Raw genomic sequence first — 13052 nt, forward strand, 5'->3', positions numbered from 1 at the left:
TCATTCCTCTATTTTGATATTTTTTGTGATCTTCACGCCCCATGCCGCCCCCGGCGCGAGCTTGAACTTCCAATGGAACAGGACCGAAAGCTCCTGGTAAGTCCTTTCCAGCCCCTGCTCCGAATCCGATACCGTCTCTACCGGGAAATACCAGAGATCCGCGGCCTTCGAGATCTCAAAATCTATTTTTACTCCGTACCACTGGTCGTTGACGTTTATGTTCGTCAGCCCGTGGGCCTCGCCCGCCTTGTTCAGGTGCGGGTCCTTCAGCGAATAATTGAATTCCACCCCGAACCACGGTTCGAACTCCCTCGTATCGAGGCTCGTTATCTTATATTCGATTTCCATATCCTGGCTGTCCGGCTTGACGCTTATGCGCTTGGCGACCCTTAATTTATACGCGTCGCCGGAGGCGCCGTAATAATTGCCGTCGCGTGTAAGTTCGACCGCGATACCCTTCGGCCTCGCCTCTTTCTTTATGCCATATTTATATTCGCCGCCCAGGAAATCCCCGGCTTCGCCGTATTTGCACTCCGAGAAATCCTTCACGGTCGTGCCTTCCTTAAGGAAGTGGTCCAGCAGCGACACGCGCCTGTAAGAATCGTAGCTTAAGTCGGCGACGAGCTCGGCGTCCTTCTGCCTCGAAATATCGTGTATCGAGTCTATGCCGCCGTCTTTCTTTCCCGTGTCGCGCGCCTTCGCCTTCTCCAGCGCCTTGTCGTGGTACGGTTCCCTGCGCCTTGCCAGCGTGTTCGTCATGTTCAGCGCGAGAGGCTTAAAATCCAGCTCAAAGAGCGTGCCGCCGTTGTGCGGCGAAAGATCGAGCTCCAGCTTTGAATTCGATATCAACACTTCATCATATGAATCGCAGTCGAGATCCGTCTCTACCGACTCGATCCAGTTGGTGTCACTGTGCGCGGCCTTATCGAGTTCCTTCTGCGCCTTTATCAGGTTCGAATAGACTGCCGAGCGCAGGTGGTTCAGGTAGAGCCCGCCGAAAACCCCGTGCCAGTAGGCGCAATTGCACTGGCCCTTATAAAGGTACTCCAGCGCCTTCTTCGACTTGGCTCCGGCCACCAGCCCGCTCACGAACTGCATCTTCTTCTGCATGCTGTTCGCTTCGGGATACTTCACTAAAAAATTCTTGAAATAACCGCCGCTCCACTCCATCATCTCGCGGTAACTCGCGCACGTCAGGTATATCCTGCCGGTCGGACCGTTCTCTTTTATATATTCGGAGAAGGTCGTCGTCTTAAGCCATCCCGACTCTTTCTCAAGCGCGCCGAGGAAATTCTCGAGCCATTTCTCCTCGTAGACCCACTTGTATGTCCCGGGCCAGACGCCGAATTTCTCGCCGTCGTCGGCGAATATCTTCGAGGAGCAGCCCTTCTCTTTCTGCTGCCCCATGTAATCGATCGTTTCCTGCGGCAGCTTGAACGGCATCATATACCTTAATCTTTCCGAGCCGGGGAATATGAATAATTTCTCCCCCTCGTCCTCAGTCACATAATATCCCGAAAGGCCGTCCGGCTTCTGCCCTACATAAGTAAAATGCCAGTCATCTACTATCGCGAACTTTATGCCTGCCTTCGCCAGGGGCTTTATGAGCGTCGGCTCCCATACCCTCTCGGTCAGCCATACGCCGTTCGCCCGGTATCCGGTGAAGCCCCTTATCTTCTCGTTCATAAGCTTTACCTGGCCGAGGATATCGCGCTCGGGTATGAGCGTCAGTATCGGCTCATAATAACCGCCCGAGAGCATCTCGACCTGACCGCGCCCTACCATCTCTTTCAGCATCTTGATGAACTCGGGATGCTTCGCGGCTATCCAGTCGAGCAGGCAGCCGGAATAATGCAGGGCCGCCTTAAGCCGCGGGTGCCGGTAAAGCGATTCCAAAAAAGGCAAATATGACTTCTCGTATGCCTCGGCGAATACCCACTCGAAATTCCCGTCAGGCTGGTGGGAATGTATCGCCAGTAAAAGATCGATCTTCTGCGGCATCAGAAACTTGTCCCCTTTACCTCATATACCAGCTCGAATATCCTTTTCGAGATCTTGTCGGCGTTGTGCCTGACGAAATCGTCGACGGTTATCATGTCGCCTTCGACCACGCCAAGGCCCATCTCGCGTATCTTCTTTATGTCCGCCTCGACGGGATACGCCCCTTCGATCTTGTATTTATCCAAAAAGTGCTGGGGTATCTTCGCCGTATTAACGAATACGTAATCTGCAAGACCGCTGTTGGTATGCCTCAACAGCGCCTCGACATGGTCCGAGGCCGCGAACCCGTCGGTCTCGCCGCGTTGTGTCATCACATTGCAAAGGTAGATCTTTACGCCCTTGGATTTCAGTATGCTCTCGACCACGCCTTCCACCAGGAGATTAGGCAGTATGCTCGTATAAAGACTGCCCGGCCCGATCACGATCGCGTCGGCCTCTCTCAAGGCGATAAGCGCCTCCGGGGTCGCTTTCGCGCCGGCAGGATTGAGATATAACCTTTTTATCCGGCTCACGGCCCCGGTGACCTTCGGGATAGTGCTTTCGCCCGAGGTCTGCGTCCCGTCTTCGCGCTTGGCGGTCAGCGTCACTTTCTCAAGGGTTGACGGCACCACGCTCCCGCGTATCGCGAGGACCTTGCTCGATTCTTTTATCGCTTTCTCGAAATCGCCGGTTATCTTTGAAAGGGCGGTAATAAAAAGGTTCCCGAAACTGTGGCCCTTCAGGCCCTCGCCCTCGGTAAAACGGTATTGGAAAAGGTCCCTCATCAGCACTTCGGCGTCCGAGAGTGCGATCAGGCAGTTGCGTATGTCCCCGGGCGGCAGGACGTCGAATTCATTCCTTATCCTCCCGGAGCTTCCCCCGTCATCGGCAACCGTGACAATCGCCGTGATATTCGACGTCATCTCTTTGAGGCCGTGCAGCAGGACAGCCAGGCCCGTGCCGCCGCCTATCACCGCTATCTTCGGCCCTTTGGAGAGGGCCCTCTGCCTGAACATGATATCCAGCAGGTCCTTCTCGCGGCGCGGCAAAAAGACGGTCACGAAAGACTTGACCATCTTGCGCATGCCGATGATCATCAATATAACTCCGAGCACAAAGAGCAACGTCCCGAAGACGAGGAGGTTCGCCTTGTGGGTATACATATATTTCACGTAGCCGAACCACAGGAACCCGGCCGCGAACATGACCGCGAGTATCCCGACGGAAAAGAGGAATATCCACCTCTTTATCCTCATACCAGGATATAACCACTTGAACCAGCGCATTCTATTACCCTTTTTTTAACGATTTATTATCTAAAAAAATTATGGCGTTTTTTACTGCCGGGCTTTTGGAACGATCAATGGCGTTTCGTGTCTTCGTCTTCGATCAGCCTAAGGATGCTCTTCTCATCTTTGCATTGCCTGAGGGCATCGCGGAAGGGCCTGTCCTTCAGAAGGCGTGATATCCTGGCCAATGCTTTAAGGTGAGGGCCCGCGGAATCTTGCGGCGCTACGAGAAGGAAGAAGATATGCACCGGTTCGCCGTCGAGCGAATCGAAATTGACGCCTTTGGGCGAGAGCGCGAACGCGGCGGTCAATTCCTTCACGCCGTCGTATTTGCCATGGGGGATACCTACGCCCTGGCCTATCCCGGTCGAGCCAAGCGCCTCGCGGCTAAGGAGTATCTTCACCAGCTTCTCCTTCTCCTTAAGCGACCCGGCCTTGGCCAGCAGGTCGACCAGCTCCTTGACGGTTTCTTCCTTGTCCTTCGCCTGAAGATCGGCGGTCACAGCATCCTGGTTGAGAAAATCCATTATCTTCATTACGGCTTCCTCCTATTGACGTTAGAAAATGGAGCGGGTGAACGGGATCGAACCGTCGACAACTACCTTGGCAAGGTAGCGCTCTACCAGCTGAGCTACACCCGCGTTATCTTCAACTTCCCAATGAACTGGTGCGCGGAAGAGGGTTTGAACCTCCACGGGTTTCCCCAATAGCTCCTAAGGCTATCGCGTCTGCCAGTTCCGCCATCCGCGCGGAGACAAAAACGGCACTATGGTGAGCCGCGAAGGACTCGAACCTTCAACCAACAGATTAAGAGTCTGCTGCTCTACCGATTGAGCTAGCGGCCCGAATTTAGAGAACACATTTTAACAGAATTCCCTGCGCAGGTCAACCAAAAACAGGGTGGAATTGTGGTGACAGTATACTTAATTATTTGGTTAATTCGGGAATTAAGTATACTGTCACCGAAATTATTACCATGGGAACTTCAGGCCGGCCTCGACCTTTGATTCCTCGGCAAGGCGCTTGAACCGGAGGAATGCTTCCCCACCCAGGAGTTTCCTTGAGAGGGTCGCGCTCATTCCGACCCTCTGGCCGCGGGTGTCGGTAAACTCGAACTCCAGGGAGGTCCGTTTATTGAGACTATATCTCAACAACCCGAAAAATTTTATGACTTTTTCAATCGGCCTCTTCCTCTGGGATACGCCGATGCCGATACGGTATACGAGCTTTCCCAGGCGCCCGGTGACGCCGGAATCCTCAAACTGCGCCCTGAATAAAAATCCGGATTCGCCGCTCGTATCGAGCATGTATGCGATCTTGTCCCTGCCGGTCAACCGCCACGCGCCGTTAAAAACGAGGATGCGCTCCTTTTTCGTCTTGCGGACCAGGTCTGTCTTTTTATACCTGTATAATATCCGGTTATCGTCGCCTATCTCCCAGGCGCCGTCGAAGACGAGGATATCGCGCCTCCCGTCTTCCTTCGAGACGGCGAACGACAAGCGGTTATCCTCGTCGGCCTGCCATTTGCCTTTTAATTTAAGGATGCTCGCGACATCGACATTCCTCTCCTTCTTCGATGTCACGATGCAGGTAAGCTCATCGGAGGAGATGCCGGCCAGGTCGGCCCTCATGCTGAGGACTTCCCTGCCGTAAGGGTCCGTAGTGTCGGTGACGACCAGTTCCAGGTCGTGGTTACTGTTGAGGCGCCACCGGCTTTTCTGTTTTAATGAGGGCATACCGTGGATCCAGTTTTTCGAGGAACTTCAGGCTGTATGTCCTGAAGAAAACGGCGAACGGCAGGTTAAGCGCCATAAGGCAATATAACAAAAAGAGGCAGACCGGAGTCAATACCACGCCGAAGAATATCCAGTAAGGCAGGATCGCGATGCCCGGGACCGTTTTTTGGATAAACCACAGCACTAAGACCACCAAGGCTACCGGTATCGCTACGATGATGAAGCCGGCAATAAAAGCCAAAATATAGGCTATGCCCGCGGCGATGCCGAGCCCCATTTTAATCAAAATATAGACGATGAGATTCCCGGCATTCCTTTTCACGAGTGCCCAGGCCTTGCCCCACGCGGCGAGGACGCGTATCCTCTCCTTATACATTATCGGGATGACAAGGTCCACCGTTATAAGCGCGACTATTCCGGTTATGATGAAAAGTATAGATCCGATGATAAGGGCCGGCAGCAGCATCATGATGATCTCAAGCACCTGCTTCGGGGTCGGGTCGGAGACGTTGATAAGCCCCGATCTTACCAGGGCCGCGACGACGAGATATGCCAAAAACCCTAATATCGCGAGGAAGGCCGCGGTAAAGACGAGGTTGAAACGGAAAAATGAGTTCCCCGCGTCCGCGTTCGCGCCGAAAGGCGCCTTGATAGAAGCGTCGTTCTTGATGACGTCCTCCAGGAATACGAAGGAGAACCGCGAGCACAGCCACATCAATACCAGCGCCACCGCGATAATGATGACGGCTATGACCGCGACGACCGCTATTATTATACCTGTCTCTTCCGCCGACGGGGCGCAGGACTGGGCGCTGCTGCCCGGCTTGCGCTCGGCGGACTCCTGCTGTTCCTGCTTCTGCTCGTAATGGCTGCCGTTCCCGCCTGAATTAAGATTGCACCCGTGCGACATCGCGCCGGCCATGATCGCGATAAAAGCAAGGACCATCCATTTCTTGAAATTGAAAGGCTTGAAGAGGACCTGTTTTGTCCATTCCGCGGATCCGCCGATTATCGCGCCGAAGTCGACCATTTTTCCCCCTTACCTGGAATAGTGTTTTAAATACCTTTGGAACTCTCTGCCGCTCAGGTACCCGTCATGGTTCGCGTCGAATTTTTTCTGGTTGGTCGTCGTAACTTTGACCGTGACATAGTTACTAAGCTTGTCTTCCCTTATCATCCGGCTCTCTTCTGCCGCGCTTTGCCTTCTCAGCGGACTGGCAGTTTGAGTCGTATCTGTATTGAGGCGCTTGTTCACCTCTGTCTGGGAATACGCCGCCGGGAAAAATAGTAACGCGATAATTATTGCGGTGATCATCCTCATTTCATCGCCTGTTTCTTCGCCTTCCGGACTTTATATCGTTTATAGAATACCAACCCGGTGTGGACGCATGCCAGGACAAATGTCGCGGCGCCCAAGTGCGCGTGTATCTCATAATTTATCCCGGTGACCCCGAGCACCGCGGTCACGGCAAGACAGATAAATGCCGCAATACCGGTATATATTATCCAGTCGTATAACTTAAACATTCGCAACCTCCTTCTTTCCAGTTGGTTATATTCTATGGTATAATAGCATTATGGTCAACATTATAATTTGGGTATTGGTCGCGGGGCTCTATTCGCCGGTCATCTCCCAGCTTTACAGGGCGCGATGGGAAAGCATCGACTACACCCATGCCTATTTCATCCTCCCCGTCTTCTTCGCCTTCCTCTTCTTCAAACGAAAAGAACTGAAAAATTCGGTGACAGCTTCTCTAATTCCCGCTTATGGGCGTAATGAATTAGGTAGCTGTCACCGAATTAAGTATGCTGTCACCGGAATTATCATTTTGGTCGCCGGCCTGCTGATGTTCATATTCGGATGGAAGTGGGATTACCTGATGATAACCTCGGGCTCGATGATACCGGTGCTTTTCGGGCTGGTTTTGTACCTCTACGGCCCGTCTACGGCGAAAATAACGGCATTCCCGATATTATACCTGTTATTGCTCGTCCCGCCGCCGCTCGGCATCCTTGACTCGATAACGATGCCCATGCGCTACGGAATCTCCATCGCGACGGAGCACATCTTAAAGGCCTTCAGCATCCCGATAATCCGCGACGGGCTGATGCTCACCGTCGGCGGCCACGAGGTCTACATGGGCGCGCCGTGCAGCGGTTTCCGCTCGCTCATAACGATGTTCTCTCTCGCCCTCGCCTACGTCTATTTCATAAACGCGCGCCTGCGGAACAAAGTGATCCTCGTCATCTCGGTCGTCCCGCTCGCCCTGCTCGGTAACCTCATCCGCGTGACAGGGATGTGCCTCGTCACCTATAAATTCGGCGAGGAGACCGGGCACAAATTCCACGACACTAGCGGCCTCGTGATATTCGTCGTGCTCATTCTCGGCCTGCTGGGGATAGAGTCGCTTCTCGAAAAGAGAGCCAAGAAATGAATAACAAAAAATCAATTATAGCTATTATCCTTATATGCCTTACGATGCTCGTAAGCTTCGCCCTGCCCAGGCCGAAATACACAAGCCCGGACGTCCTCTCAAAGCTCGAGATACCGGCAAGTTTCGGCGCCTGGCACTCTCGTGACGCATCCTCGCAGATCCAGACAGGCGGCGATGTCTATAATTTCGTGAGCCGCGTCTTCGCCCGCGAATACGCTCGGCCCGCATACATTTCCCTGCTCGATAAGGGCTACGAGGGACTGCTCTTCCTCATCCTGGACGCCGGAAATTTCCACAATCCGAAAGTCTGCTACGGCAGCTCCGGCTACAAGACAACGGACCTCCCGGATATCGAATTCGACGCCAACGGCCATAGATTCAAGGCGTCGGCCGTCTTCTTCGACAGGCCAGGCAAAAGCGTCGTGATCACTTATTGGATAGTCATAGATAAGAAACAGGCGGGCTGGGGCCAGCAGAAGATCATCGAGCTCTGGTCGTCTTTATTAGGAAAGAAAAAGGTAGGATTTATGTGCCGGATCGACATCCCGGCCACGGCAGATACGACAGACAAAGCCGTCAATCTCGCGAAAAGCTTCATCTCCGCTATCGCCCCGCTCCTCCCTCAAGACCAGGCGGAATATCTCTTCGGCAAATAAAAGGGGACGTTTCAAAAAGGGCTACATGAAACGTCCCCGAATTTACTCGCTTATTTCCTGCGCAATCTCCTTACAGCCAGCGTCGCGCCACCGAGAAGGAATAACACCGAACTTACCGGCTCGGGAACGGCGGATACGTGCATATCATCAAACATCGCGCTTCCACTGCCTGTGCCGTCTGCCTTGACTTCCCAGACAAAAGTTCCCTTAACTATTCCGGAACCGTAACTCGAGGGCGTGAGAACGGTCGAGCTGTGCATCCAGTCATCACTGATCAGATCATCCGCCTGAAGATGTTCAGATGACGCTGTGCCGACTATCGTATCCGAAGAATTTTTGAATTCTATCCTCAGCCACGCGTATACGTCTCCGGTCAAGGGATCGCCGCTCGGCTGGAATATCCAACCACCTACATTCAACGGCTGGTTAGGATCGGTGATCGCAAAATCCTGCCACGCGCCGCCGCTTGTGCCTGCTTCTCCCCATGACCATGCATGAATCGAATAACTGCTTCCGTCATGGCCCCAATTGTTAATATTATAAGCATAGTCGTGGCCGTAATTCGTCCAACTCGTCCATCCCGAAATACTGCCTGTCTCAAACCCCGGATTGCTCAATGCATTTGTATCGGCATACGCCGGCGCTGCGGCAAGTGCCAAAAATAGCACCGCCATCACCATTTTTTTCATGCTCTCACCCCACTGTTGTTTTTTCCTCAACCCGAAATCTATTTCCTGCGCAATCTCCTTACAGCGAGAGTCGCGCCGCCCAATATAAATAGAACTGTCGAAACCGGCTCGGGAACCGCGGTCGCGGTCGCGGAAACGTTATCGAACAGTGTGTAATCATAATGGTATCCCTCGTCCATCGCCCCGATGCCGACAAAATACGAACCTGCGCCCGACATCGTCGAGCTGTCATGCGACCACACAGGCGACGAATCCTGGTAAAAAGCCCATTGCGAGTTGTCGAACGTCAAATTGTAATTTTTCCAGTTGAACGACGGCTGGTTTGACCAATCGATCTCGCTGACAAACGTCCCGCTGTCTTCGAAACGGAGCTTACTGGAAGCCGCTTCGTAAGAAACTTTAAAATATTTTGAAGGGTCGACGCTGCTGAAGATCGCCAACTCACTTGACTGCGTCGGGGTCGGATACAGCGTATAGCTTCCGGCGAACACGCTTCCCGAGAAATTCACCTGGCCCTGCGCCGCGAAAGCCGACGAATAAAGATAGGCGTAACCGCTGTTGACAAGGTTATAATTAACATAACCGTCCGGTGAGATCCCGGCATAGTTACCTTCTCCCGAAGTAACGACAGTCCAATTCGTCCCTATCGTATTAGCGCTGAAATCGTCGCTGAATACGGTGACGTCCGCGAACGCTGAGGGATAAATAAACATCCCGATAATAACCGCGAAAATAAGTTTTTTCATAAAGGGAAACACTTATTTAGTTTTTCTGCGCAGGCGTCTTACCGCCAGCGTCGCGCCGCCGAGCAAAAACAACACGGTTGAAACCGGCTCGGGAACGGCAGTTACATCCAGTTTCGCCACCGAAAAATCACTCCAGATTGAAGGAATTCCCTCAGGAACATAGAATACGATCTTGTCGATAAGATAAGGGGTATCATAAACGTAATCGACTATGCCGTTACCTCCATCACCTATATACTCCTGCGCCAGCAATGTCTGGGTAAAAAAGTTTTCTCCCTCATAGAAAAATTTCACCGCGCCCTTCTCCCGCTCGATGGGCCAGCAAAAGATCTTGTCATCATAGAAGAGCGACCTAACCTGAAAGGAATTGAGTTCGGTCGGCGCGTTAAACTTTATAACAAGTCTCTCCGATCCGCCGCACAGGGGGTTGTCGATCTCATCGTCTTCGCCGCCTAATATGCCAAGGCCCCGCGTCCCGCGATGCGTCAATATTCCCGGATTGCTCGGAATGTCACTATCCCAAGCCTTGACTACACCATAACCGCCCAATAAGCTCCAGCTGTTTTCTCCGAGGGAAAGGGAAGCGTCGCTATTCGACCATCCGCTTGTGTCCCCGTCAACACCCTGCAGCGTTTCCCCTACGCTTGGGTCCCAGATAAAGCTTACCTGGTCGGCGCTAGCCAGGCCGGCCACCGTCAAAAACAGGCATATCATTACAACAAAGTAGATTTTCTTCATGCTTTTCCTTTTTTTCCCATCCTGCGTAGTAATAGCATAGAACCACCCGCCACAAACAATATCGAAGCCACCGGTTCGGGTATCGCAACGGGGTCGCCGCCGCCCAAATCATGCCAATTTTGATCGCTGCCTATGAATTCCGGCCAGGTCCACCAATCAGCTTCCGTATAAGTCAGGATCTGCCTCTGGACGACCTGCCCGTTTAAGGATGTCTGATAAAGAAATTGGGTCGCGCGCGCCGGCTCGGCATTATCAAAATTCAGATAAAACCTCAGCCAGTCTGAATCCGGGCCTATGGCATACGCTTCGGTACTTGAAACAGTGAAGTTTTGCCAGTTGGAATCGGTAAAATTGGTGAAGGTAGGGGTCGCAAATGTATCATCCGCCTGCCAGAAGATCTGCATCTGATCGAATGCCCCAACATTATGCCCCTGATATTGTTCCGTGCTCGACTGCTGGAATAACTGGTTCCATGTGCTGGCTGAAGCCGTACCGGCAGCAAGCATCGTTAAAGCCGCGACAAATATTACCACAAAAATCTTCTTCATTTTGCAACCCTACCTCATTCAAATAAGTTAATATTATCCCTTATTAAGAGTATGAAATAACACGGAATTTCGTCAGGAAGGTGTCATTCAAAGCAACGTGGTTATTCTAACAGATACTAAGATTTTGTCAACTGAAATAATTGCGATTTTTATAGCATTATCTTGCGGCCTATAGTCGGGAGAAATCTACCGGTAACAGTTTCACTGGAATTCGGTGGCAGCTTCTCTAATTCCCGCTATTAGTCGTAGTGAATTAGGTAGCTGCCTCCGAATTCAATGTGGTATAATTATGACATGCGTTACTTAATTTTAGCTTTGGTTTTAGCGGGGGTCGTTGGCGTAGCCCACGCCGAAGAAGGCTGGTTCCCTTTCTCTTATGGTAAGGATCTTGATTCCAATTCTCTTCTAAATATGGGCAAGCTCGTTCTCGACCCACCTGCAGGCAAACACGGTTTTGCAAAGGCTGCGGGAAATCATTTTGTCTTTGAAGATGGAACTCCAACGCGCTTTTTCGGTACAAATTTATATTTTGAAGCATGCTTTCCCACACATAAACAAGCAGAAATAATAGCTGAACGCTTGGCTTTCTTCGGTTTTAATGCTGTCCGTCTACATCATATGGATTTCTATTTTGAACCTAAAGGCATTTTTGAAGATATTTGTCCAGCTTTTAAAAACCCTCAAATGAAAAAAACTGGTATCTTAAGTAAGAAGCAGCTTGAAAGACTTGATTATTTAATTTATCAATTGAAAATACGAGGCATCTATGTTGATTTGAATTTGCTTGTCGGAAGACATTTTACTGAAGCTGATGGTGTAAAGGACGCGGATAAACTTGTTTTGGCAGCAAAACCTGCTTCCGTGTTTGACGAGAAGCTTATTGCGCTTCAAAAACAGTACACCAAAGATTTATTAACTCACTATAACCCTTATACAAAACTTCGCTATTATGAAGAACCGGCAATTGCACTTATCGAGATAACCAATGAAAATTCTCTATTAGATTCTTGGTATGACGACAAACTTAATGGCGATATGCCGGGCTTCAAAACAAATCCAATTCCTGTATATTATTCCAAGGAGCTCAACAAATTATGGAATATTTGGCTTCAAGATAAATATAAAACTGTCGAAGCAGTAAAGACCAGTTGGCTGTCTATCTCTTGTTTCAACGATGTATCAAAATTTGATTTTCAAATACCTGTACATAAACTCAGAGCGTTGGTCTCCAAAAAATGTCTTGATGATTTTCGCTCTTTTCTTATTTCGCTTGAAAAACGTTACTTTTCAATCATGCTAAATTTACTAAAGAGCGAAATAAAGATAAAGGTACCAATAACAGGAATAGGCGGGTGTTCAAACGTTGAGGAATTAGAAGCACAAGAACAATGCGATTTTCTCGATAAGCATGCCTATTGGGATCATCCGCGTTTTCCACATAAAACATGGGACCAGAATGATTTCACCATTAAAAATAACTCAATACTCCAAAACGCCTCGTTCGGGATGATGGAAAATATAGATAAATTCAACTTGCGTAAAAAGCCTTTCACCGTTACAGAGTGGAATCACTGTTATCCCAACAAATATGCGTACGAAACACCACCCCTTATGGGTGCATATGCAGTAAAGAATGATTGGTCAGGAATTTTTCAATACGCACTTACCCGAGGTTGGCAATTCGATCCTGTCTACGACGTGATTTCCAGCTATTTTGATACTTTTGCAAACGCACAACAACTCAGCCTTAGCGCGATAGGAAGTTTTATTGTGCAACGTTGTCCGGATATTAACGTTGTAGTAAATAATGATTCTGCTACTTTTGAATCGGATTTTCTTTGCGGGGTTACCGGCTTTATCGGTGGTAAAGAATTCCACATTAGAAATCTCACCGTTAATTCAGATAAAAACGGGTCAATATTTATTTATTCTCCTGATCTAAAAGAGATTGGTTCTGCAAAAACACTAATTTGCTTGGTTGTTGGCGAGATTAAAAACGAGGATAGTCAGTGGGACTCACAAAAAATGTTTAATTGGGGAATTAAAAAGACTGTACTGAGCGCGATTAATGCGAAAATTGGGATTGGATCATTCCGTCCCGGAATAGTGTATGCACTTGACAATCAAGGAAAAAGATCGCGCATAATTCCATCGAGCTATATCTCTGATAAGCTGGTTTTTACGACTAACAAAGCAGATACCCTCTGGTATGAAATCTCGTTAAAATAAGCAGTT

Annotated in this window: 14 protein-coding genes and 3 tRNA genes; 3 read left to right on the forward strand and 14 right to left on the reverse strand. The window is 50.2% G+C overall.

Going from position 1 to position 13052, the window contains the following annotated elements; genetic code table 11:
- From PHO67_02850 to PHO67_02895, 10 genes are all read right to left on the reverse strand, one after another.
- On the reverse strand, window positions 1–2001 hold the full coding sequence (locus tag PHO67_02850) for a DUF1926 domain-containing protein (protein MDD5546089.1): 2001 nt from the start codon (window positions 1999–2001) through the stop codon (window positions 1–3).
- The gene (locus tag PHO67_02855; protein MDD5546090.1) at window positions 2001–3266 is read right to left on the reverse strand and encodes a YvcK family protein; all 1266 of its coding nucleotides are present in this window, start codon (window positions 3264–3266) and stop codon (window positions 2001–2003) included. The genes PHO67_02850 and PHO67_02855 overlap by 1 nt, the downstream gene beginning before the upstream one ends.
- Window positions 3267–3340: 74 nt before the next feature.
- Entirely contained in the window at window positions 3341–3805 is a 465-nt protein-coding gene (locus tag PHO67_02860) for a PTS sugar transporter subunit IIA (GenBank protein MDD5546091.1), read from the reverse strand.
- Between the two features lie 29 nt (window positions 3806–3834).
- Window positions 3835–3910 (reverse strand) — tRNA-Gly (locus tag PHO67_02865).
- Window positions 3911–3934: 24 nt separating this feature from the next.
- Window positions 3935–4019 (reverse strand) — tRNA-Leu (locus PHO67_02870).
- 19 nt (window positions 4020–4038) lie between these two features.
- Window positions 4039–4114, reverse strand: a tRNA-Lys gene (locus tag PHO67_02875).
- A 126-nt stretch (window positions 4115–4240) separates the two neighbouring features.
- Complete coding sequence (locus PHO67_02880; GenBank protein MDD5546092.1) at window positions 4241–5005, reverse strand: hypothetical protein; 765 nt, start codon at window positions 5003–5005, stop codon at window positions 4241–4243.
- Window positions 4962–6035, reverse strand: a complete 1074-nt coding sequence (locus PHO67_02885; GenBank protein MDD5546093.1) for a hypothetical protein — start codon at window positions 6033–6035, stop codon at window positions 4962–4964. Before PHO67_02885 ends, PHO67_02880 begins: the two co-directional genes overlap by 44 nt.
- Before the next feature lie 9 nt (window positions 6036–6044).
- On the reverse strand, window positions 6045–6326 hold the full coding sequence (locus PHO67_02890) for a hypothetical protein (GenBank protein ID MDD5546094.1): 282 nt from the start codon (window positions 6324–6326) through the stop codon (window positions 6045–6047).
- Window positions 6323–6532 carry a hypothetical protein gene (locus PHO67_02895; protein ID MDD5546095.1) on the reverse strand — a complete coding sequence of 70 codons (210 nt, stop codon included), beginning with the start codon at window positions 6530–6532 and terminating at the stop codon, window positions 6323–6325. Before PHO67_02895 ends, PHO67_02890 begins: the two co-directional genes overlap by 4 nt.
- A 50-nt stretch (window positions 6533–6582) precedes the next feature.
- Between PHO67_02895 and PHO67_02900 the strand changes: the two genes are divergently transcribed.
- Together PHO67_02900 and PHO67_02905 are read left to right on the forward strand one after the other, a co-directional pair.
- On the forward strand, window positions 6583–7440 hold the full coding sequence (locus PHO67_02900) for an exosortase/archaeosortase family protein (protein ID MDD5546096.1): 858 nt from the start codon (window positions 6583–6585) through the stop codon (window positions 7438–7440).
- Window positions 7437–8096: an EpsI family protein gene (locus tag PHO67_02905; protein ID MDD5546097.1), complete on the forward strand. Its 660-nt coding sequence runs from the start codon at window positions 7437–7439 to the stop codon at window positions 8094–8096. The genes PHO67_02900 and PHO67_02905 overlap by 4 nt, the downstream gene beginning before the upstream one ends.
- A gap of 50 nt (window positions 8097–8146) precedes the next feature.
- Here the strand turns inward: PHO67_02905 and PHO67_02910 are convergent, their stop codons facing one another.
- Genes PHO67_02910 through PHO67_02925 form a run of 4 tightly spaced genes read right to left on the reverse strand, consistent with a single transcriptional unit; the run spans window position 8147 to window position 10817 of the window.
- Window positions 8147–8785: a PEP-CTERM sorting domain-containing protein gene (locus PHO67_02910; protein MDD5546098.1), complete on the reverse strand. Its 639-nt coding sequence runs from the start codon at window positions 8783–8785 to the stop codon at window positions 8147–8149.
- A gap of 38 nt (window positions 8786–8823) precedes the next feature.
- Window positions 8824–9531 (reverse strand): PEP-CTERM sorting domain-containing protein, encoded by a 708-nt coding sequence (locus tag PHO67_02915; GenBank protein MDD5546099.1) that lies wholly within the window; start codon window positions 9529–9531, stop codon window positions 8824–8826.
- Between the two features lie 12 nt (window positions 9532–9543).
- Window positions 9544–10269, reverse strand: coding sequence for a PEP-CTERM sorting domain-containing protein (locus PHO67_02920; GenBank protein MDD5546100.1), 726 nt, complete (start codon window positions 10267–10269; stop codon window positions 9544–9546).
- Window positions 10266–10817 carry a hypothetical protein gene (locus PHO67_02925; GenBank protein MDD5546101.1) on the reverse strand — a complete coding sequence of 184 codons (552 nt, stop codon included), beginning with the start codon at window positions 10815–10817 and terminating at the stop codon, window positions 10266–10268. The genes PHO67_02920 and PHO67_02925 overlap by 4 nt, the downstream gene beginning before the upstream one ends.
- A gap of 294 nt (window positions 10818–11111) precedes the next feature.
- On the opposite strand from PHO67_02925, the gene PHO67_02930 reads away from it, so the two are divergent.
- The gene (locus PHO67_02930) at window positions 11112–13046 is read left to right on the forward strand and encodes a beta-galactosidase (GenBank protein MDD5546102.1); all 1935 of its coding nucleotides are present in this window, start codon (window positions 11112–11114) and stop codon (window positions 13044–13046) included.
- Window positions 13047–13052 lie beyond the last annotated feature (6 nt).

The organism is Candidatus Omnitrophota bacterium (assembly GCA_028716565.1).
Classification (GTDB): domain Bacteria; phylum Omnitrophota; class Gorgyraeia; order Pluralincolimonadales; family Pluralincolimonadaceae; genus Pluralincolimonas.

What these genes read in the sequence shown, in the direction of transcription:
- PHO67_02885 (MDD5546093.1), bottom strand. Translation starts at nt 6,035, where the DNA reads ATGGTCGACTTCGGCGCGATAATCGGCGGATCCGCGGAATGGACAAAA.
- PHO67_02915 (MDD5546099.1), bottom strand. Translation starts at nt 9,531, where the DNA reads ATGAAAAAACTTATTTTCGCGGTTATTATCGGGATGTTTATTTATCCC.
- PHO67_02860 (MDD5546091.1), bottom strand. Translation starts at nt 3,805, where the DNA reads ATGAAGATAATGGATTTTCTCAACCAGGATGCTGTGACCGCCGATCTT.
- PHO67_02905 (MDD5546097.1), top strand. Translation starts at nt 7,437, where the DNA reads ATGAATAACAAAAAATCAATTATAGCTATTATCCTTATATGCCTTACG.
- PHO67_02890 (MDD5546094.1), bottom strand. Translation starts at nt 6,326, where the DNA reads ATGAGGATGATCACCGCAATAATTATCGCGTTACTATTTTTCCCGGCG.
- PHO67_02910 (MDD5546098.1), bottom strand. Translation starts at nt 8,785, where the DNA reads ATGAAAAAAATGGTGATGGCGGTGCTATTTTTGGCACTTGCCGCAGCG.
- PHO67_02900 (MDD5546096.1), top strand. Translation starts at nt 6,583, where the DNA reads ATGGTCAACATTATAATTTGGGTATTGGTCGCGGGGCTCTATTCGCCG.
- PHO67_02855 (MDD5546090.1), bottom strand. Translation starts at nt 3,266, where the DNA reads ATGCGCTGGTTCAAGTGGTTATATCCTGGTATGAGGATAAAGAGGTGG.
- PHO67_02925 (MDD5546101.1), bottom strand. Translation starts at nt 10,817, where the DNA reads ATGAAGAAGATTTTTGTGGTAATATTTGTCGCGGCTTTAACGATGCTT.
- PHO67_02880 (MDD5546092.1), bottom strand. Translation starts at nt 5,005, where the DNA reads ATGCCCTCATTAAAACAGAAAAGCCGGTGGCGCCTCAACAGTAACCAC.
- PHO67_02850 (MDD5546089.1), bottom strand. Translation starts at nt 2,001, where the DNA reads ATGCCGCAGAAGATCGATCTTTTACTGGCGATACATTCCCACCAGCCT.
- PHO67_02930 (MDD5546102.1), top strand. Translation starts at nt 11,112, where the DNA reads ATGCGTTACTTAATTTTAGCTTTGGTTTTAGCGGGGGTCGTTGGCGTA.
- PHO67_02895 (MDD5546095.1), bottom strand. Translation starts at nt 6,532, where the DNA reads ATGTTTAAGTTATACGACTGGATAATATATACCGGTATTGCGGCATTT.
- PHO67_02920 (MDD5546100.1), bottom strand. Translation starts at nt 10,269, where the DNA reads ATGAAGAAAATCTACTTTGTTGTAATGATATGCCTGTTTTTGACGGTG.